The sequence below is a fragment of the Pseudomonas sp. PDM25 genome (genome assembly GCF_019219045.1).
In the GTDB taxonomy this organism is placed as follows: Bacteria; Pseudomonadota; Gammaproteobacteria; order Pseudomonadales; family Pseudomonadaceae; genus Aquipseudomonas.
In genome coordinates, this window is the sequence record NZ_JAHUWL010000005.1 from 211194 (window position 1) to 227314 (window position 16121).

A 16121-nucleotide genomic window follows, 5' to 3' on the forward strand; every position below is an offset into this window, starting at 1 on the left:
CCAATCGCGAGCAGGCTCGCTCCCACAGTGGAATGCGGACCCTGTGGGAGCGAGCCTGCTCGCGAAGGCGGTTTATCGGTCGGTAAAGAACCCGGATTCGAACTACGCTCAACCGGGCGCATGAACTCTATTGGATGTAACACGTCTGATAGGAGGAAATGCGCCCTGACTCGCGTTAAACTGCGCGGGTTTTTAGCCCCCCATTCCACCGGAGCCTTCCATGTCCCGCGTTACCCTGAGTCGCTATTTGATTGAGCAGACCCGTAGCAACAACACCCCTGCCGATCTGCGTTTCCTGATCGAAGTGGTGGCGCGTGCTTGCAAAGAGATCAACCACGCCGTGTCCAAAGGGGCCCTGGGTGGTGTTCTGGGCAGCATGGGCACCGAAAACGTCCAAGGCGAAGTGCAGAAGAAACTCGACGTGATCTCCAACGAGATCTTGCTCGAAGCCAACGAATGGGGCGGTCACCTGGCTGGCATGGCGTCCGAAGAAATGGACAACGCCTACCAGATCCCGGGCAAATACCCGAAAGGCGCGTACCTGCTGGTTTTCGACCCATTGGACGGCTCGTCGAACATCGATATCAACGCGCCGGTCGGTACTATCTTCTCGGTGCTGCGTTGCCCGAACGAATATCTGAGCCAAAACGAGCCCTTGAACGAAAAGGCTTTCCTGCAGCCAGGCACCGAGCAAGTGGCTGCCGGTTACGCGATCTACGGTCCACAGACCATGTTGATCCTGACCCTGGGCGACGGCGTAAAAGGCTTCACCCTGGACCGCGAAATGGGCAGCTTCGTCCTGACCCATGAAGACATCAAGATTCCGCAGTCCACTCAGGAATTCGCGATCAACGCCTCCAACCAGCGTCACTGGGAAGCGCCGGTACAACGCTACGTCAGCGAATTGCTGGCGGGCGAAGAAGGCCCGCTGAAAAAGAACTACAACATGCGCTGGGTCGCCGCGATGGTCGCCGACGTGCACCGCATCCTGACCCGTGGTGGCTTGTTCATGTACCCACGCGACAGCCGCGAGCCGTCCAAGCCGGGCAAGCTGCGTCTGATGTACGAAGCCAACCCGATGTCGTTCCTGGTTGAACAGGCTGGCGGCGCTTCCACCGATGGTCATCAGCGCATCCTCGACATCAAGCCTGACGGCTTGCACCAGCGTGTCGCGGTGTTCCTCGGTTCGAAAGAAGAAGTCGAGCGCGTCACGGCTTACCACAAGGAATAAACCATGACCGCGCCCTGGCAGCCGTTGCTCGAATGGTGGTTCGGAACATTCGAATCCCCCAGCGAAATAGCGGCTGACAAGGGCAAGTTATGGTTCGGCAAGCGCGACAGCCAGGACCTCGAAGCGCAGACGCGTTTCGGGGACTGGGTCGAGCAGGCACTGGCCGGCGGATTGACCGAGTGGGCGCACCGCCCCGAAGGTTGGCTGGCCCTGGTGCTGCTGCTCGATCAGCTCCCGCGAATGATCTTTCGCGACACTCCCAAATCCTTTTCAGGCGATCTCAGGGCTCAGGCACTGGTGGCGCAAGGCATTGCTGCGGATTTCGATCGGCAGTTGCAGCCGATCCAACGGGTATTCATCTACCTGGTGTTTGAGCATTGCGAGAATCTGGCGGTGCAGAACGAAGCGGTTTCGCGGTTTATCGAGCTGGTTGAACAGCAACCCGAGGCGGATCGTGCGGTGTTTGCGGACAACCTGGATTATGCCGAGCGGCATCAGAAGATCATTGCGCGGTTTGGACGGTTTCCACATCGCAATGCGGTGTTGGGACGCGAATCTACGGCTGAGGAAATTGAGTTTCTTTCAGCGCCTGGTTCAAGGTTCTAAATCTTCATCGCGGCTGATGCAGCCTTCGCGAGCAAGCCCGCTCCCACAGTGGACTTGTGATCGACGCAAATCCACTGTGGGAGCGGGCTTGCTCGCGAAGGGGCCCGCAAGAATGGCTTAAATCCTGAAGCTTCCGACCAATTGCTTCAACCGCGCCGCCTGCTGCTCAAGATCCGCACACGCACGCAACGTCGACTGCAAGTTCTCCACCCCTTCCTGATTCAGCGTGTTGATCTCGGTAATGTCGACATTGATCGACTCCACCACAGCCGTTTGCTCTTCCGTCGCAGTGGCCACCGACTGGTTCATCCCGTCGATCTCACCGATACGCTGGGTCACGCTGCCCAGACGTTCGCCCGCCTGGTTGGCGATGCCAACGCTGCTTTCGCTCTGACGCTGGCTGTCGGTCATGGTGATCACGGCTTCCCGGGCGCCGACTTGCAGCTCCTCGATCATCTTCTGCACTTGCTGCGCCGAATCCTGAGTCCGGTGCGCGAGGTTGCGCACCTCGTCCGCGACCACGGCAAAACCGCGACCGGCTTCACCGGCTCGGGCCGCTTCGATGGCGGCGTTGAGTGCCAGCAGGTTGGTCTGCTGGGAGATGCTGGTGATCACTTCCAGAATCTGCCCGATGTTCACGGTGTTGCTGTTGAGCGTTTCGATGTTGCCGCACGAATCGCTGATCTTCGCCGAGAGCTGCTGCATCGCCGCAATGGTTTTATCGACGACTTGCTGGCCGTCCTCGGCCAATGCACGAGCATCGCTCGAATGCTGAGAGGCGAGGGCGGCGTTCTGGGCGATTTCCTGGGCGGCGGCGCCCAGTTCGTTGATAGCGGCGGCGACGCTGCTGGTGCGCGAGGCTTGCTGGTCGGAGTTGAACATCGACGAGTTCGACGCCGCCACCACACGCAAGGCGACTTCGTTGACCTGGCCGGTGGCCGAGGACACTTCGCGAATCGACGTATGAATACGCTCCACAAAACGGTTGAACGAGGTGCCCAGTGCACCGAATTCGTCCTGGCCGTGAATCGTCAGGCGTTTGGTCAGGTCACCTTCGCCTTCGGCGATGTCATGCATGGCGCGGCCCATGGTCAGCAGCGGCTGCATCAGGAAGCTGATCAGCATGCCCAGCAGCGCGATGATGATCACCACGGCAATGACCATGGCGATGATCGCCGAGGTGCGGAACTCGCTGAGCATCGAGAATGCGGTGTCCTGATCCAGCACCAGCGCCACGTACCAGTCTGCCGAGGGCACACCGTTGACGTGGGTAAAGGAGATGAACTGACGTTTGCCGTCGATCTCGACTTCTTTCATGCCCGGGCTGACTTTCGGCGCGCCGTTCGGGTAGGCGTCGGTCAGGCTCTTGAGCACCAGTTTGCTGTCCGGGTGAATCAGGATCTTGCCGTCGGCGCTGACGATAAACGCGTGGCCGTGGCCGCCGAAGTTCAGCGAGTTGATGATCGCGCTGACGCTGGACAGGTCGATGTCTGCGCCAGCGACGCCGATCATTTGATTCTGATATTTCACCGGGGTGGCAACGGTGATCACCAGTTTGCCCGACGACGCGGCGATGTAAGGTTCGGTGACGATGGTCTGTTGCGCACCGTTGGCCGCCTTGTACCAGCCACGGGCGCGGGGGTCGTAATCCGCTGCACGATTGCCGGCCGGGACCGAGAACATCACGCCGTCGGTGCCACCAAAGTAGCTCAACTGAAAATTACTGGTGTAGGCCGGCAGATCGATGGCGCGCTTGAGGTTGGCCTGGGCGCTGCCGTCCACGGCGATCTGCTGGGACAGCGATTGCAGCAACTGCATGCGGCTTTCCAGCCAGGTCTGGATGTTGCTGGTGGTCAGGCTGCCGAGTTCCTGCATCGAGGATTCGGTACTGCTGCGCAGGGTTTGCCGCTGGCGGTAGTCGTTGAAGAGGATGAAACAAGCGAATGCAACGGCCACCACGAGGGCGGCAGCCAACAAGATCTTGTGGCTGAACTTCATGTTTCTGGTCATTAAATGAGCTACCGCGGAGGGGCTGGTCAACAAAGGGGCGTCAATTTGCCACAGTCGTGGGCGTTGCGCTGCTTTTATGTCGACTGGCCGACGCCAAAGATTAGGCGGTTTTTGCGAAAACCGACGAAATACCCAATAGCGAAAGTAAAGTTGCAGATTTTCCAAATAAGGCAGACGAGCGGCCTGATAAATAGCCGGCCGCCCAGGGAACCAGATAGGGGTTTTCTCTTCTAAGCTTCAGCTTGGCAGCCATGCCATTCCCCTTCGCCCCAGGAGCTACACCATGTCGCTGCGTTCTATCGCCCTGCTTTCGTTCTGCGTGTTGTTGGCCGCTTGCAGCAAGATCAATCAGGAAAACTACTCGAAGCTGTCGTCAGGCATGCCCAAGGCCGAAGTAGAAGCCTTGCTGGGCAAACCCGCCGATTGTTCGGGCGCGCTTGGCATGTCCAGCTGTACCTGGGGCGACAAGAACAGCTTTATCAGCGTGCAGTACGCCGGTGACAAAGTGCTGATGTTTTCCGGCCAAGGCCTGAAGTAAACCGGGGTTATACGCCCACGGGAGAAAAACAATGAAGCGGTTACTGATAGTCCTTTTAGCCGGCCTGGTTTTGGCCGGCTGCGCCACCTCTGGCGTAGATCCGTTGGCACCGAAAACTGCCAATAGCGTCAATCTCAAGAAGTACCAAGGGACCTGGTACGAGTTGGCTCGTCTGCCGATGTATTTCCAGCGCAACTGCGCGCAATCCGAAGCCCATTACACGCTCAAGCCTGACGGCACGGTGTTGGTGCACAATCGCTGCCTGACGGCGGACTGGCAATGGGAAGAGGCCAAAGGCGTGGCCTGGCCACAGGAACCGGGCAAAACCGACAAGCTGTGGGTCGAGTTCGATACCTGGTTTTCGCGGCTGATTCCGGGTGCGGCGAAGGGAGAGTACTGGGTGTTGTACGTCAGTGATGACTACAAGACCGCCATTGTTGGCGATCCGAGCCGCAAGTATCTGTGGCTGCTGTCCCGGACCCCGACGGTCAATGGCGTCGTGCGTGAGGAACTGCTGAGCAAGGCGCGTCAGCAAGGTTACGACACCACGCGGCTGATCTGGCGCGCGACAGATACGCAGATGGCCAAGACCTCGAACTAATGGCTCGCGAATAACAAATGTGGGAGCGGGCTTGCTCGCGAAGAGGCCATCACATTCAACATATTCGTTGACTGTTAAGCCGCCTTCGCGAGCAAGCCCGCTCCCACATTTTTTTTTGTGTCAGCCCAAGAGATCGCGCAGGACTTGGGTGAAGGCGCGGTTACTTTCTTCTTCGTCCGCATGGCGCCCGTCGCGCACAACCCACTGGCCATTGACCAGCACATCGCGCACCTGGCGATCGCCACCGGCAAACAACCAACGATTGAGAATCCCGTCGCCACTGGCTGTCGCCAGGTACGGATCGTTGCCATCCAGCACCAGCCAATCCGCACGTTTGCCAACTTCCAGCGCGCCAATCGACTGACCCAGCGCTTGAGCGCCGCCATCCAGCGCCGCGTCGTACAACGTGCGGCCGACCATCGGCTGATCCGCGCCATACAAACGGTTACGGCGCTGATCACGCAGACGCTGGCCGTATTCCAGCCAGCGCAATTCTTCCACCACGCTCAATGACACATGGCTGTCGGAACCGATGCCCATGCGCCCGCCCTGAGCGAGGAAATCCACCGCCGGGAAAATCCCGTCGCCCAGGTTGGCTTCGGTGGTCAGGCACAAGCCGGCGATGGCGCGACTCTTGGCCATCAGCGTGACTTCTTCCGGGTTGGCGTGGGTGGCGTGAACCAGGCACCAGCGCTGATCGACTTCGGTGTTCTCGTACAGCCATTGCAGCGGACGACGGCCGCTCCAGCTCAGGCAGTCATCGACTTCTTTCTGCTGCTCGGCGATGTGGATGTGCACCGGGCACTGCTTGTCGCTGGCCGCCAATACTTCGCTGATCTGCTGCGGTGTTACCGCGCGCAACGAGTGGAAACACAAACCCAGCGACTGCGCCGGTTGCTGCGCCAGGATCGGCTGCAAGCGCGACTGAAGCTTGAGGTAGTTTTCGGTGCTGTTGATAAAGCGGCGCTGGCCGTCGTTCGGGGCTTGGCCGCCGAAACCGGAATGGCTGTAGAGCACCGGCAGCAGGGTCAGGCCGATCCCGGCGGAACTGGCGGCCTGGCTGATGCGCAGGGCCAGTTCGGCCGGGTCCGCGTAAGGCTGGCCGTTGGTGTCGTGGTGTACATAATGAAATTCCGCGACCGAGGTGTAACCGGCCTTGAGCATTTCGATGTACAGCTGACGGGCGATGACGCCGAGTTGATCCGGGCTGATTTTTCCGACGAGGCGATACATCAAATCGCGCCAGGTCCAGAAACTGTCATTCGGATTACCCGCCACTTCCGCCAGTCCGGCCATGGCGCGCTGGAAGGCGTGGGAGTGTAAATTCGGCATACCTGGCAGCAGCGGACCGCTAAGCCGTTCTGCGCCATTTGCGTTGGAATCGGCCTGGATATGGGTCAACACGCCATCGGCGCTGACCTCAAGACGTACATTGTTGGCCCATCCACTAGGCAGCAGCGCGCGTTCGGCAAAGAAGGCGGACATGGTTCAGCACCCCATCGTGTGTTATTTGTATATACATATACAGACGTTTGCCTGCTCGGTAAACTCCGGCAAGCTAGCAATCTCTAACAAATGAACAAGGATTAACCGTGCCAACTCCGTCTGCCACATTGCCGCCGAATGCCAATCTGAGCGCCAATCTGGGCGACAGTCCGGCGCCCTTGTACGCCCGCGTCAAACAGATGATCACCCAGCAAATCGACAGTGGAAACTGGCCACCGCACTACCGCGTTCCGTCGGAAAGCGAACTGGTCAACCAGCTGGGCTTCAGTCGTATGACCATCAACCGCGCCCTGCGCGAGATGACCGCCGACGGTCTGCTGGTGCGCATGCAGGGTGTCGGCACGTTCGTCGCCGAGCCGAAAAGTCAGTCCGCGCTGTTTGAAGTCCACAACATCGCCGACGAAATCGCCTCCCGTGGCCATCGCCACACCTGCAAGGTCATCACCCTCGAAGAAGAGGCTGCCGGTTCCGAGCGGGCACTGGCCCTGGACATGCGTGAAGGCCAGAAAGTCTTTCACTCGTTGATCGTGCATTTTGAAAATGATATCCCGGTGCAAATCGAAGACCGTTTCGTCAACGCATTGGTAGCACCGGACTACCTCAAGCAGGACTTCACCCTGCAAACGCCATACGCTTATCTGAACCAGGTCGCGCCGCTGACGGAAGGCGAGCACGTGGTCGAAGCGATTCTGGCCGAGGCCAGCGAGTGCAAGTTGCTGCAGATTGAAAAGGGCGAGCCGTGCCTGCTGATTCGCCGCCGCACCTGGTCCGGCCGTCAGCCAGTGACCGCCGCCCGTTTGATCCACCCCGGTTCCCGTCATCGTCTGGAAGGTCGGTTTCATAAATGAATCAAGTAAAGGTTCTACGCGCAAAAGATTACCCGCGCATGCCGTGGAAAAACGGCGGCGGCAGCACTGAAGAAATCACCCGTGATGGAGGTGCCGGCCTTGAGGGTTTCGGCTGGCGTCTGTCGATTGCCGACATCGGCGAGTCGGGCGGCTTCTCGACATTCGCCGGCTATGAGCGAGTGATCACTGTGCTGCAAGGCGACGGCATGACCTTGCGGGTTGATGGTCAGGACACTCGGCCATTGTTACCGCTGGAGCCATTTGCTTTCAGTGGCGAGAGCCAGGTTTCCTGCACCTTGCTCGGTGGGCCGATCCGCGACTTCAACCTGATTTATGCACCGCAGCGTTATAGCGCGCGGTTGCAGTGGCTGGATGGCGAGCAGCGGTTTTTCAGCTCGGCAGGCACCGTGCTCGTATTCAGTGTCACCGACGAACTTGAAGTGAAGGTCGGTAACAGTGCCTCACAACTCGGTCGCCATGATTGCCTGCAACTCGACGGTAACGCCGGCCTGCTGGAAGTCTCCAGCAATGGCCCATGCTGCGTGATCGAACTGACTGCACGCTGATTAACTGCTGAAGCAATCTAATGTGGTGAGGGGATAAATCCCCTCACCACAAAGCAGCCTTCTACCCCTGTTTCCCATCGCGCACCATTTTGTTACCGAACGCCCCAGCGTGGCGCAAAACCCCGCTCAAGTAACAGCTGTCATCACCTCACAAAATCCCCCTGAAAAATTTCATCTTTGCCAGAACCCTTGATCCAGGCGCTTTCCAGCCCTTTCAGAACTTTTCTTGAGCACGCATTCAGCAAGTTGGCCGCTTGATTGCATATGCTTGTATGTACAAGTAAAGACGTATGCGTATGAGTCGATCGAGACTCCTCGCAACGTCCACTGATTCGCTTGTGTCGCGTTGACGCGCACAGGCTGGCTTACCCACCGCCAGGGTTGGTTTGGATTGATCGCTGAGGAGTCTTTTTCGTGACTGACAATACCCAGAAACCTACTAAATACCGCAATGTAGAAATCCGCGCTGCCCGCGGTAACAAGCTGACCGCCAAGAGCTGGCTGACTGAAGCGCCGCTGCGCATGCTGATGAACAACCTCGACCCGGAAGTCGCCGAGAACCCTAAAGAACTGGTGGTTTACGGTGGTATCGGTCGTGCGGCACGTAACTGGGAATGCTACGACAAGATCGTCGAAAGCCTGACCAACCTGAACGACGACGAGACCCTGCTGGTGCAATCCGGCAAGCCGGTCGGCGTGTTCAAGACCCACAGCAACGCCCCGCGCGTACTGATCGCCAACTCCAACCTGGTGCCACACTGGGCGAGCTGGGAACACTTCAACGAACTCGACGCCAAAGGCCTGGCCATGTACGGCCAGATGACTGCCGGCAGCTGGATCTACATCGGCAGCCAGGGCATCGTTCAAGGTACGTACGAAACCTTCGTCGAAGCCGGTCGCCAACACTACAACGATGAGCTGAAAGGTCGTTGGGTCCTGACCGCAGGCCTCGGCGGCATGGGCGGCGCTCAACCTCTGGCCGCGACCCTGGCCGGCGCCTGCTCGCTGAACATCGAATGCCAACAGGTCAGCATCGACTTCCGTCTGAACAGCCGTTATGTCGACGAGCAAGCCACCGACCTCGACGACGCGCTGGCCCGTATCGCCAAATACACCAAGGAAGGCAAAGCGATTTCCATCGCCCTGCTGGGTAACGCGGCTGAAATCCTGCCGGAACTGGTCAAGCGTGGCGTGCGCCCGGACATGGTCACCGACCAGACCAGCGCCCACGACCCGCTCAACGGTTACCTGCCAGCCGGCTGGACCTGGGAAGAGTACCGCGCTCGCGCCAAGACCGAGCCTGCTGCCGTGGTCAAGGCCGCCAAGCAATCGATGGCTGTACACGTTAAAGCGATGCTCGAATTCCAGAAAATGGGTATTCCGACCTTCGACTACGGCAACAACATCCGTCAGATGGCTCAGGAAGAAGGCGTCGAGAACGCATTCGACTTCCCGGGTTTCGTACCGGCTTACATCCGTCCGCTGTTCTGCCGCGGTATCGGTCCGTTCCGCTGGGCTGCACTGTCGGGCAACGCCGAAGACATCTACAAAACCGACGCCAAGGTCAAAGAACTGATCCCGGACGACGCGCACCTGCACAACTGGCTGGACATGGCGCGCGAGCGCATCAGCTTCCAGGGTCTGCCGGCACGTATCTGCTGGGTTGGCCTGGGTCTGCGCGCCAAGCTTGGTCTGGCGTTCAACGAAATGGTTCGCAGCGGTGAATTGTCCGCGCCAATCGTGATCGGTCGCGACCACCTGGACTCCGGCTCGGTAGCCAGCCCGAACCGCGAAACCGAATCCATGCAAGACGGTTCCGATGCCGTGTCCGATTGGCCACTGCTCAACGCTCTGCTCAACACCGCGAGCGGCGCGACCTGGGTTTCCCTGCACCACGGCGGCGGCGTCGGCATGGGCTTCTCCCAGCACTCGGGCATGGTGATTGTCTGCGACGGTACTGACGAAGCGGCCGAGCGTATCGCTCGCGTGCTGCACAACGACCCGGCTACCGGTGTCATGCGTCACGCCGATGCGGGTTACCAGATCGCGATCGACTGCGCCAAGGAACAGGGGCTGAACCTGCCGATGATTACCGGCAAATAACGCAATACCTGTGGGAGCGGGCTTGCTCGCGAAAGCGGTAGACCAGTCGGCATTGATGTTGGATGTGCCGGCCTCTTCGCGAGCAAGCCCGCTCCCACAAAGAGCCGCTTCACAGTGAATTCCAATAACAATCCACAGAGGTTGAATCATGGCTGTTAATAGCGATCGTGCAGGCAGCAAACCGTTGATCGAGAAACGTTCGATCGACTACATCCCGGAAGCGGAAAGACACGGTCGTCTGTTGAGCCAGTTCACCCTGTGGATGGGTGCCAACCTGCAAATCACCGCGATTGTCACCGGGGCCCTGGCCGTGGTGCTGGGCGGTGACGTTTTCTGGTCGTTGATCGGTCTGTTGATCGGTCAACTGCTCGGCGGTGGCGTAATGGCACTGCATGCGGCGCAAGGGCCCAAGCTTGGCCTGCCGCAGATGATCTCCAGCCGGGTGCAGTTCGGCGTGTATGGCGCGGCCATTCCGATCGTGCTGGTCTGCCTGATGTACCTCGGCTTCACCGCAACGGGCACCGTGCTGTCCGGTCAAGCGCTGGGCCAGTTGTTTGATGTCAGCGACAGCGTCGGCATCCTGATCTTCGCCAGTGTCATCGTGCTGGTCACGGTGCTTGGTTATCGGGTGATCCATTGGATCGGCCGTGTTGCCAGTGTCATTGGCGTGATTGCTTTTGTTTATCTGTTCAGCCGTCTGATGAGCCAGGTTGATGTTGGCGCACTGTTGCAAATCCGCCACTTCAGCTGGAGCAGTTTCCTGCTCGCGGTATCGCTCGCGGCGTCCTGGCAGATCGCCTTCGGTCCTTACGTGGCTGACTACTCTCGCTACCTGCCGAGCAAGATTTCCTCGGTGAAAACTTTTTTTGCCGCAGGCGCAGGTTCGGTCATTGGTGCGCAGGTAGCGATGGTCCTCGGCGTGTTCGCTGCCGCATCGGCCAACGGCCAATTTGCCGGTCACGAAGTCGCCTACATCGTCGGTCTGGGCGGTACCGGTGCCACCGCTGCGCTGCTGTATTTCAGCATCGCGTTCGGCAAGGTCACCATCTCCACGCTGAACTCCTACGGCAGCTTCATGTGCATTGCGACCATCATCAGTGGTTTCCGTGGTGACCTGAAGGTATCGCGCTTGCAGCGTCTGGTCTTCGTGCTGGTCATCGTCGGTGCCGCGACCCTGATGGCGCTGCTCGGTCAGCACTCGTTCCTCGGTGCATTCAAGTCCTTCATCCTGTTCCTGCTGGCGTTCTTCACGCCATGGAGCGCGATCAACCTGGTGGACTACTACTGCATCACTCGCGAGCGCTATGACGTGCCGGCACTGGCCGATCCGAATGGTCGCTACGGCCGTTGGAACGCCCTCGGTATCAGCGTCTATGTCTTCGGTTTGCTGGTGCAGCTGCCGTTTATCTCCACCAAGTTCTATACCGGTCCGCTGGTGGCGGCCCTGGGTGATGTGGATATTTCCTGGATCATCGGTCTGGTGATTCCTGCAGCCCTGTATTACGTGTGTGCGAAAAAATGGCACAGCGCAGTTCCCGATCACCTGATCCTGCCGCTCGAGCAGGACAGCGATGCAGCACCTATAACAAGCGGGGCCGGTCGCGCTGCGGCGCAGGCCTGATTGGACGTGGACAGGGCTGGATGCCTCTTGACTGCCGTAAGCCAACTCATGATTAGGAGCGTCACTACAATGAAATCGAACAAGACCCTGCTGACCACATTGCTTTCCATGGGCCTGCTGGCCAGCGCCGGCGCCACTCAGGCGGCGGGTTGGTGCGAGTCGGGCAAACCGGTGAAATTTGCCGGCCTGAACTGGGAAAGCGCCATGCTGCTGACCGACGTGCTGCAAGTCGTGTTGGAGAAAGGCTACGACTGCAAGACCGACAGCCTGCCGGGCAACTCCATCACCATGGAAAACGCCCTGAGCAGCAACGATATTCAAATCTTCGCCGAAGAGTGGGTCGGCCGTAGCGAAGTCTGGAACAAGGCTGAGAAGGCCGGCAAAGTTGTCGGTGTCGGCGCGCCTGTCGTGGGTGCTGTCGAAGGCTGGTACGTGCCGCGTTACGTGATCGAAGGCGACGCCAAGCGCAAGCTGGAGCCTAAAGCCCCGGACCTGAAAGCGATCGCCGATCTGGGTAAATACGCTGCAGTGTTCAAGGACGCCGAAGAACCCTCCAAGGGCCGTTTCTACAACTGCCCGGCTGGCTGGACCTGTGAGCTGGACAACAGTGAAATGCTGAAAAGCTACGGCCTGGAAAGCACCTATACCAACTTCCGTCCGGGCACCGGCCCGGCGCTGGATGCCGCGGTGCTGTCGAGCTACAAGCGTGGCGAGCCGATCCTGTTCTACTACTGGTCGCCAACCCCGCTGATGGGCCAGGTGGATCTGGTCAAACTCGATGAGAAACCAGGCGTGAACAAGCAAGTGACCATCAAGGTCGGCCTGTCCAAGACCTTCCACGAGCAAGCCCCGGAACTGGTGGCTGTGCTGGAAAAGGTCAACCTGCCAATCGACCTGCTTAACCAGAACCTCGGGCGCATGGCCAAAGAGCGGATCGAGTCACCAAAACTGGCCAAGATCTTCTTGAAGGAACATCCTGAAGTCTGGCACGCATGGGTGAGCGACGACGCAGCCAAAAAGATCGACGCGGCCTTGTAGGTTGAGCCTCTCCGACTGCCCTGAGCGGCAGTCGGATGCTTGATCGCAACCCCTTGATTGAGAGTCTCTTATGTTTCCCGAAAGCTTTACCTTTTCCATCGCCGACTGGGTCAACAGTTGGGTCGATTCGCTGGTCACCAACTACGGCGACGTGTTCCGGCACATCTCCGACACCCTGTTGTGGGCCATCGTCAATCTTGAAGGGCTGCTGCGTGCGGCGCCCTGGTGGCTGATGCTGGCGATCGTGGCGGGCGTTGCCTGGCACGCGACCCGCAAAGTCGTGACCACCGCCGTGATCGTAGGCTTGTTGTTCCTGGTGGGCGCCGTCGGCCTCTGGGACAAGCTGATGCAGACCCTGGCGCTGATGATGGTGGCGACCATCATTTCGGTGATGATCGGCATTCCGCTGGGCATTCTTTCGGCGCGCAGCAATCGCCTGCGTTCGATCTTGATGCCGCTGCTGGACATCATGCAGACCATGCCAAGTTTCGTGTACCTGATCCCGGTGCTGATGCTGTTCGGCCTGGGCAAGGTCCCGGCGATTTTCGCCACCGTGATCTACGCCGCACCACCGCTGATCCGCCTGACTGATCTGGGTATTCGCCAGGTCGACGGCGAAGTGATGGAAGCGATCAACGCCTTCGGTGCCAACCGCTGGCAGCAACTGTTTGGAGTGCAACTTCCGCTGGCCCTGCCGAGCATCATGGCCGGGATTAACCAGACCACCATGATGGCCCTGTCGATGGTAGTGATTGCCTCGATGATCGGTGCCCGTGGCTTGGGTGAGGACGTGTTGGTGGGGATTCAGACCCTCAACGTTGGACGTGGTCTTGAGGCCGGTCTGGCGATCGTGATTTTGGCTGTGGTCATCGACCGTATTACTCAGGCGTATGGTCGGGCACGGCATGAGGTGAGCAAATGAACAACGAAGCCATCAGCAAGATCGAAGTCAAAAACGTCTTCAAGATTTTCGGCAACCGTTCCAAGGATGCGCTGGCCATGATCGGCCAGGGCAAAACCAAAGACCAGGTATTGGCCGAAACCGGCTGCGTAGTCGGCGTGAACGACCTGTCGCTGAGCATCGGCACCGGCGAGATCTTCGTGATCATGGGCCTGTCGGGTTCCGGCAAGTCGACCCTGGTGCGCCACTTCAATCGCCTGATCGACCCGACCAGCGGCGCGATCCTGGTGGACGGCGTGGACATCCTGCAATACGACATGGAAGCCCTGCGCGAATTTCGCCGGCACAAGATCAGCATGGTGTTCCAGAGCTTTGGCCTGCTGCCGCACAAGACCGTGGTGGATAACGTTGCCTACGGCCTGAAAGTGCGTGGCGAGACCAAGCAAATGTGCTCCGAGCGTGCGTTGCACTGGATCAACACCGTGGGCCTCAAGGGCTACGAAAACAAATACCCGCATCAGCTCTCGGGCGGCATGCGTCAGCGTGTGGGCCTGGCTCGCGCCTTGGCGGCGGACACCGACATCATCCTGATGGACGAGGCGTTCAGCGCCCTCGACCCGCTGATTCGCGCGGAAATGCAGGACCAGTTGCTGGAGCTGCAAAAGACCCTGCACAAGACCATCGTCTTTATCACCCACGACCTCGACGAGGCCGTGCGCATCGGCAACCGCATTGCGATTCTCAAGGATGGCCGCCTGATTCAGGTGGGTACCCCAAGAGAGATCCTGCATTCGCCGGCGGATGAGTATGTGGACCGGTTCGTACAACGTCGGGCTGCGGTGGTCTGAGGTTGTGGCGAGGGGATTTATCCCCGTTGGGCTGCGAAGCGGCCCCAAAACCTACCACCACAGTTTCTCAGGCATAACGCGTGTAATGGTTTTACGACTGCTACGCAGCCGAACGGGGATAAATCCCCTCGCCACAAGGTTCCAGTAGTCAACAGAATTTGTATGAGGCTCCAGATGTCCCAGGCTGAAAAAATCGTTATCGCCGACGCCCCGTTGCGTTGGCAGGATGTGGTTGCCGTCGCCCGCCATGGCGCACAGCTTGAGCTGTCACCACAGGTCTGGGCGCGGATCGACAATGCCCAGGCCATCGTCCAGCGCATCGTCGTCAGCGGCGAGCGCGCCTATGGCGTCAACACCGGCCTCGGCGCGCTGTGCAATGTCTCGCTCAAAGACGAGCAACTCAGCCAATTGTCACGCAACACCCTGCTCAGTCACGCCTGTGGCGTCGGCGCCCCCTTGGCCGACGAACAGACCCGCGCAATCATCTGCGCTGCGATTCGCAACTACAGCCACGGTAAATCCGGCATTCATCGCCGGGTGGTCGAAGCCCTGTTGGCGTTGCTCAATCGCGGCATCACCCCGCAAGTGCCGTCCCAGGGTTCGGTGGGTTACCTGACCCACATGGCCCACATCAGCATTGCGCTGCTGGGTGTCGGCAATGTCAGCTATCGCGGGCAGATCGTTTCCGCGCAGCAGGCGCTGGCCGAAGAAGGACTGCAACCGGTTCAACTGGGCGCCAAAGATGGCTTGTGCCTGGTCAACGGCACGCCGTGCATGTCCGGCCTCAGCTGCCTGGCGCTGGCGGATGCGACACGTCTGCTGCAATGGGCCGACGTGATCGGTGCCATGAGCTTCGAAGCCCAGCGCGGTCAGATTGCCGCGTTCGATGCCGAGATCATCGCGCTCAAACCGCATCCAGGCATGCAGCAAGTCGGCATCAACCTGCGTGCGTTGCTTGATGGCAGCGAAGTGATCGCCAGCAGCAAAGGCATTCGTACTCAGGATGCGCTGAGCATTCGCTCGATTCCGCAAGTTCACGGCGCCGCTCGCGATCAGCTCGAACACGCGAAAAAGCAAATCGAAACCGAACTCAACTCGGTCACCGACAACCCGATGCTGCTGGGTACGCCGGACGACTTCCGCGTGATGTCCCAGGCTAACCCGCACGGTCAATCCGTGGCCTTGGCGGCGGATTTGCTGGCCATCGCCATGGCTGAAATCGGCTCCATCGCCGAACGTCGTCTGGACCGCTTGATCAACCCGCATGTCAGCGGTTTGCCGGCATTCCTGGTGGCCAACCCGGGGGTTAACTCCGGGATGATGATCGTCCAGTACGTCGCCGCTTCGCTGTGTGCGGAAAACCGCCAGTTAGCGCAACCGGCGGTACTCGACAACTACGTCACCTCTGGCCTGCAGGAAGACCACTTGAGCATGGGCACCAACGCCGCGCTGAAGCTTCATCGCGCGCTGGAAAACTGCACGCAGATCCTTGCCATCGAGTACTTGCTGGCGGCTCAGGCGTTTGAGTTCTTGAAAGAGCAACGCTTCGGGGCCGGCACCGATGCTGCCTGGCGCCTGCTGCGCGAGCGAGTCCCGGCCTACGATCAGGACCGCTGGCTGGCACCGGACATCGCCAGTGCTGCCGCCGTTTTGAAAGACCCGATTTTGCTGCACAAAGTGTTACCGAACCTGAACTGATTTCCA

The 16121-nt window shown here is 59.4% G+C and carries 15 protein-coding genes; 12 read left to right on the forward strand and 3 right to left on the reverse strand.

The features are described from left to right. The first annotated feature begins 220 nt into the window (after positions 1-220). Together KW848_RS11340 and KW848_RS11345 are read left to right on the forward strand one after the other, a co-directional pair. A complete protein-coding gene (locus KW848_RS11340; protein ID WP_218536864.1) occupies positions 221-1231 on the forward strand; it encodes a class 1 fructose-bisphosphatase in 1011 nt (336 codons plus the stop codon). Between the two features lie 3 nt (positions 1232-1234). Then, complete coding sequence (locus KW848_RS11345; RefSeq protein WP_218536865.1) at positions 1235-1837, forward strand: DUF924 family protein; 603 nt, start codon at positions 1235-1237, stop codon at positions 1835-1837. A gap of 117 nt (positions 1838-1954) precedes the next feature. On the opposite strand, the gene KW848_RS11350 is transcribed toward KW848_RS11345, so the two are convergent. Beyond that, the gene (locus KW848_RS11350) at positions 1955-3847 is read right to left on the reverse strand and encodes a methyl-accepting chemotaxis protein (RefSeq protein ID WP_218536866.1); all 1893 of its coding nucleotides are present in this window, start codon (positions 3845-3847) and stop codon (positions 1955-1957) included. A 100-nt stretch (positions 3848-3947) separates the two neighbouring features. Next, positions 3948-4100, reverse strand: a complete 153-nt coding sequence (locus KW848_RS11355) for a hypothetical protein (RefSeq protein ID WP_158539665.1) — start codon at positions 4098-4100, stop codon at positions 3948-3950. A gap of 30 nt (positions 4101-4130) precedes the next feature. Here KW848_RS11355 and KW848_RS11360 point away from each other — a divergent pair, with 30 nt between their 5' ends. Together KW848_RS11360 and KW848_RS11365 are read left to right on the forward strand one after the other, a co-directional pair. After that, complete coding sequence (locus KW848_RS11360; RefSeq protein WP_111449408.1) at positions 4131-4385, forward strand: hypothetical protein; 255 nt, start codon at positions 4131-4133, stop codon at positions 4383-4385. 31 nt (positions 4386-4416) lie between these two features. After that, positions 4417-4986: a lipocalin family protein gene (locus KW848_RS11365; protein ID WP_192409874.1), complete on the forward strand. Its 570-nt coding sequence runs from the start codon at positions 4417-4419 to the stop codon at positions 4984-4986. Positions 4987-5106: 120 nt separating this feature from the next. On the opposite strand, the gene KW848_RS11370 is transcribed toward KW848_RS11365, so the two are convergent. Continuing rightward, the gene (locus KW848_RS11370; RefSeq protein ID WP_218536867.1) at positions 5107-6471 is read right to left on the reverse strand and encodes a formimidoylglutamate deiminase; all 1365 of its coding nucleotides are present in this window, start codon (positions 6469-6471) and stop codon (positions 5107-5109) included. Between the two features lie 200 nt (positions 6472-6671). On the opposite strand from KW848_RS11370, the gene hutC reads away from it, so the two are divergent. The 8 genes from hutC (at position 6672) to hutH (ending at position 16115) form a co-directional block, all read left to right on the forward strand. After that, the gene (gene hutC / locus KW848_RS11375) at positions 6672-7340 is read left to right on the forward strand and encodes a histidine utilization repressor (protein WP_236713266.1); all 669 of its coding nucleotides are present in this window, start codon (positions 6672-6674) and stop codon (positions 7338-7340) included. Beyond that, positions 7337-7906 carry a HutD family protein gene (locus KW848_RS11380; RefSeq protein ID WP_111449405.1) on the forward strand — a complete coding sequence of 190 codons (570 nt, stop codon included), beginning with the start codon at positions 7337-7339 and terminating at the stop codon, positions 7904-7906. Before hutC ends, KW848_RS11380 begins: the two co-directional genes overlap by 4 nt. A 414-nt stretch (positions 7907-8320) precedes the next feature. After that, positions 8321-10009: a urocanate hydratase gene (hutU, locus tag KW848_RS11385; RefSeq protein WP_218536868.1), complete on the forward strand. Its 1689-nt coding sequence runs from the start codon at positions 8321-8323 to the stop codon at positions 10007-10009. A gap of 148 nt (positions 10010-10157) precedes the next feature. Then, entirely contained in the window at positions 10158-11630 is a 1473-nt protein-coding gene (locus KW848_RS11390; protein ID WP_218536869.1) for a cytosine permease, read from the forward strand. Between the two features lie 69 nt (positions 11631-11699). Further along, positions 11700-12668, forward strand: coding sequence for an ABC transporter substrate-binding protein (locus KW848_RS11395; protein WP_111449403.1), 969 nt, complete (start codon positions 11700-11702; stop codon positions 12666-12668). Positions 12669-12738: 70 nt separating this feature from the next. After that, complete coding sequence (locus tag KW848_RS11400) at positions 12739-13590, forward strand: proline/glycine betaine ABC transporter permease (protein WP_111449402.1); 852 nt, start codon at positions 12739-12741, stop codon at positions 13588-13590. Beyond that, positions 13587-14417: a glycine betaine/L-proline ABC transporter ATP-binding protein gene (locus KW848_RS11405; RefSeq protein ID WP_052962672.1), complete on the forward strand. Its 831-nt coding sequence runs from the start codon at positions 13587-13589 to the stop codon at positions 14415-14417. The genes KW848_RS11400 and KW848_RS11405 overlap by 4 nt, the downstream gene beginning before the upstream one ends. A 174-nt stretch (positions 14418-14591) precedes the next feature. Next, positions 14592-16115 carry a histidine ammonia-lyase gene (gene hutH, locus KW848_RS11410; protein ID WP_218536870.1) on the forward strand — a complete coding sequence of 508 codons (1524 nt, stop codon included), beginning with the start codon at positions 14592-14594 and terminating at the stop codon, positions 16113-16115. The last annotated feature ends 6 nt before the right edge of the window (positions 16116-16121 follow it).

Bases quoted from the DNA above. Each gene is read 5' to 3' on its own strand.
- KW848_RS11380 (WP_111449405.1), top strand. From the start codon at position 7,337: ATGAATCAAGTAAAGGTTCTACGCGCAAAAGATTACCCGCGCATGCCG.
- KW848_RS11400 (WP_111449402.1), top strand. From the start codon at position 12,739: ATGTTTCCCGAAAGCTTTACCTTTTCCATCGCCGACTGGGTCAACAGT.
- KW848_RS11360 (WP_111449408.1), top strand. From the start codon at position 4,131: ATGTCGCTGCGTTCTATCGCCCTGCTTTCGTTCTGCGTGTTGTTGGCC.
- KW848_RS11390 (WP_218536869.1), top strand. From the start codon at position 10,158: ATGGCTGTTAATAGCGATCGTGCAGGCAGCAAACCGTTGATCGAGAAA.
- KW848_RS11355 (WP_158539665.1), bottom strand. From the start codon at position 4,100: ATGGCTGCCAAGCTGAAGCTTAGAAGAGAAAACCCCTATCTGGTTCCC.
- KW848_RS11345 (WP_218536865.1), top strand. From the start codon at position 1,235: ATGACCGCGCCCTGGCAGCCGTTGCTCGAATGGTGGTTCGGAACATTC.
- KW848_RS11370 (WP_218536867.1), bottom strand. From the start codon at position 6,471: ATGTCCGCCTTCTTTGCCGAACGCGCGCTGCTGCCTAGTGGATGGGCC.
- KW848_RS11395 (WP_111449403.1), top strand. From the start codon at position 11,700: ATGAAATCGAACAAGACCCTGCTGACCACATTGCTTTCCATGGGCCTG.
- KW848_RS11405 (WP_052962672.1), top strand. From the start codon at position 13,587: ATGAACAACGAAGCCATCAGCAAGATCGAAGTCAAAAACGTCTTCAAG.
- KW848_RS11365 (WP_192409874.1), top strand. From the start codon at position 4,417: ATGAAGCGGTTACTGATAGTCCTTTTAGCCGGCCTGGTTTTGGCCGGC.
- KW848_RS11340 (WP_218536864.1), top strand. From the start codon at position 221: ATGTCCCGCGTTACCCTGAGTCGCTATTTGATTGAGCAGACCCGTAGC.
- hutH (WP_218536870.1), top strand. From the start codon at position 14,592: ATGTCCCAGGCTGAAAAAATCGTTATCGCCGACGCCCCGTTGCGTTGG.
- KW848_RS11350 (WP_218536866.1), bottom strand. From the start codon at position 3,847: ATGACCAGAAACATGAAGTTCAGCCACAAGATCTTGTTGGCTGCCGCC.
- hutC (WP_236713266.1), top strand. From the start codon at position 6,672: ATGATCACCCAGCAAATCGACAGTGGAAACTGGCCACCGCACTACCGC.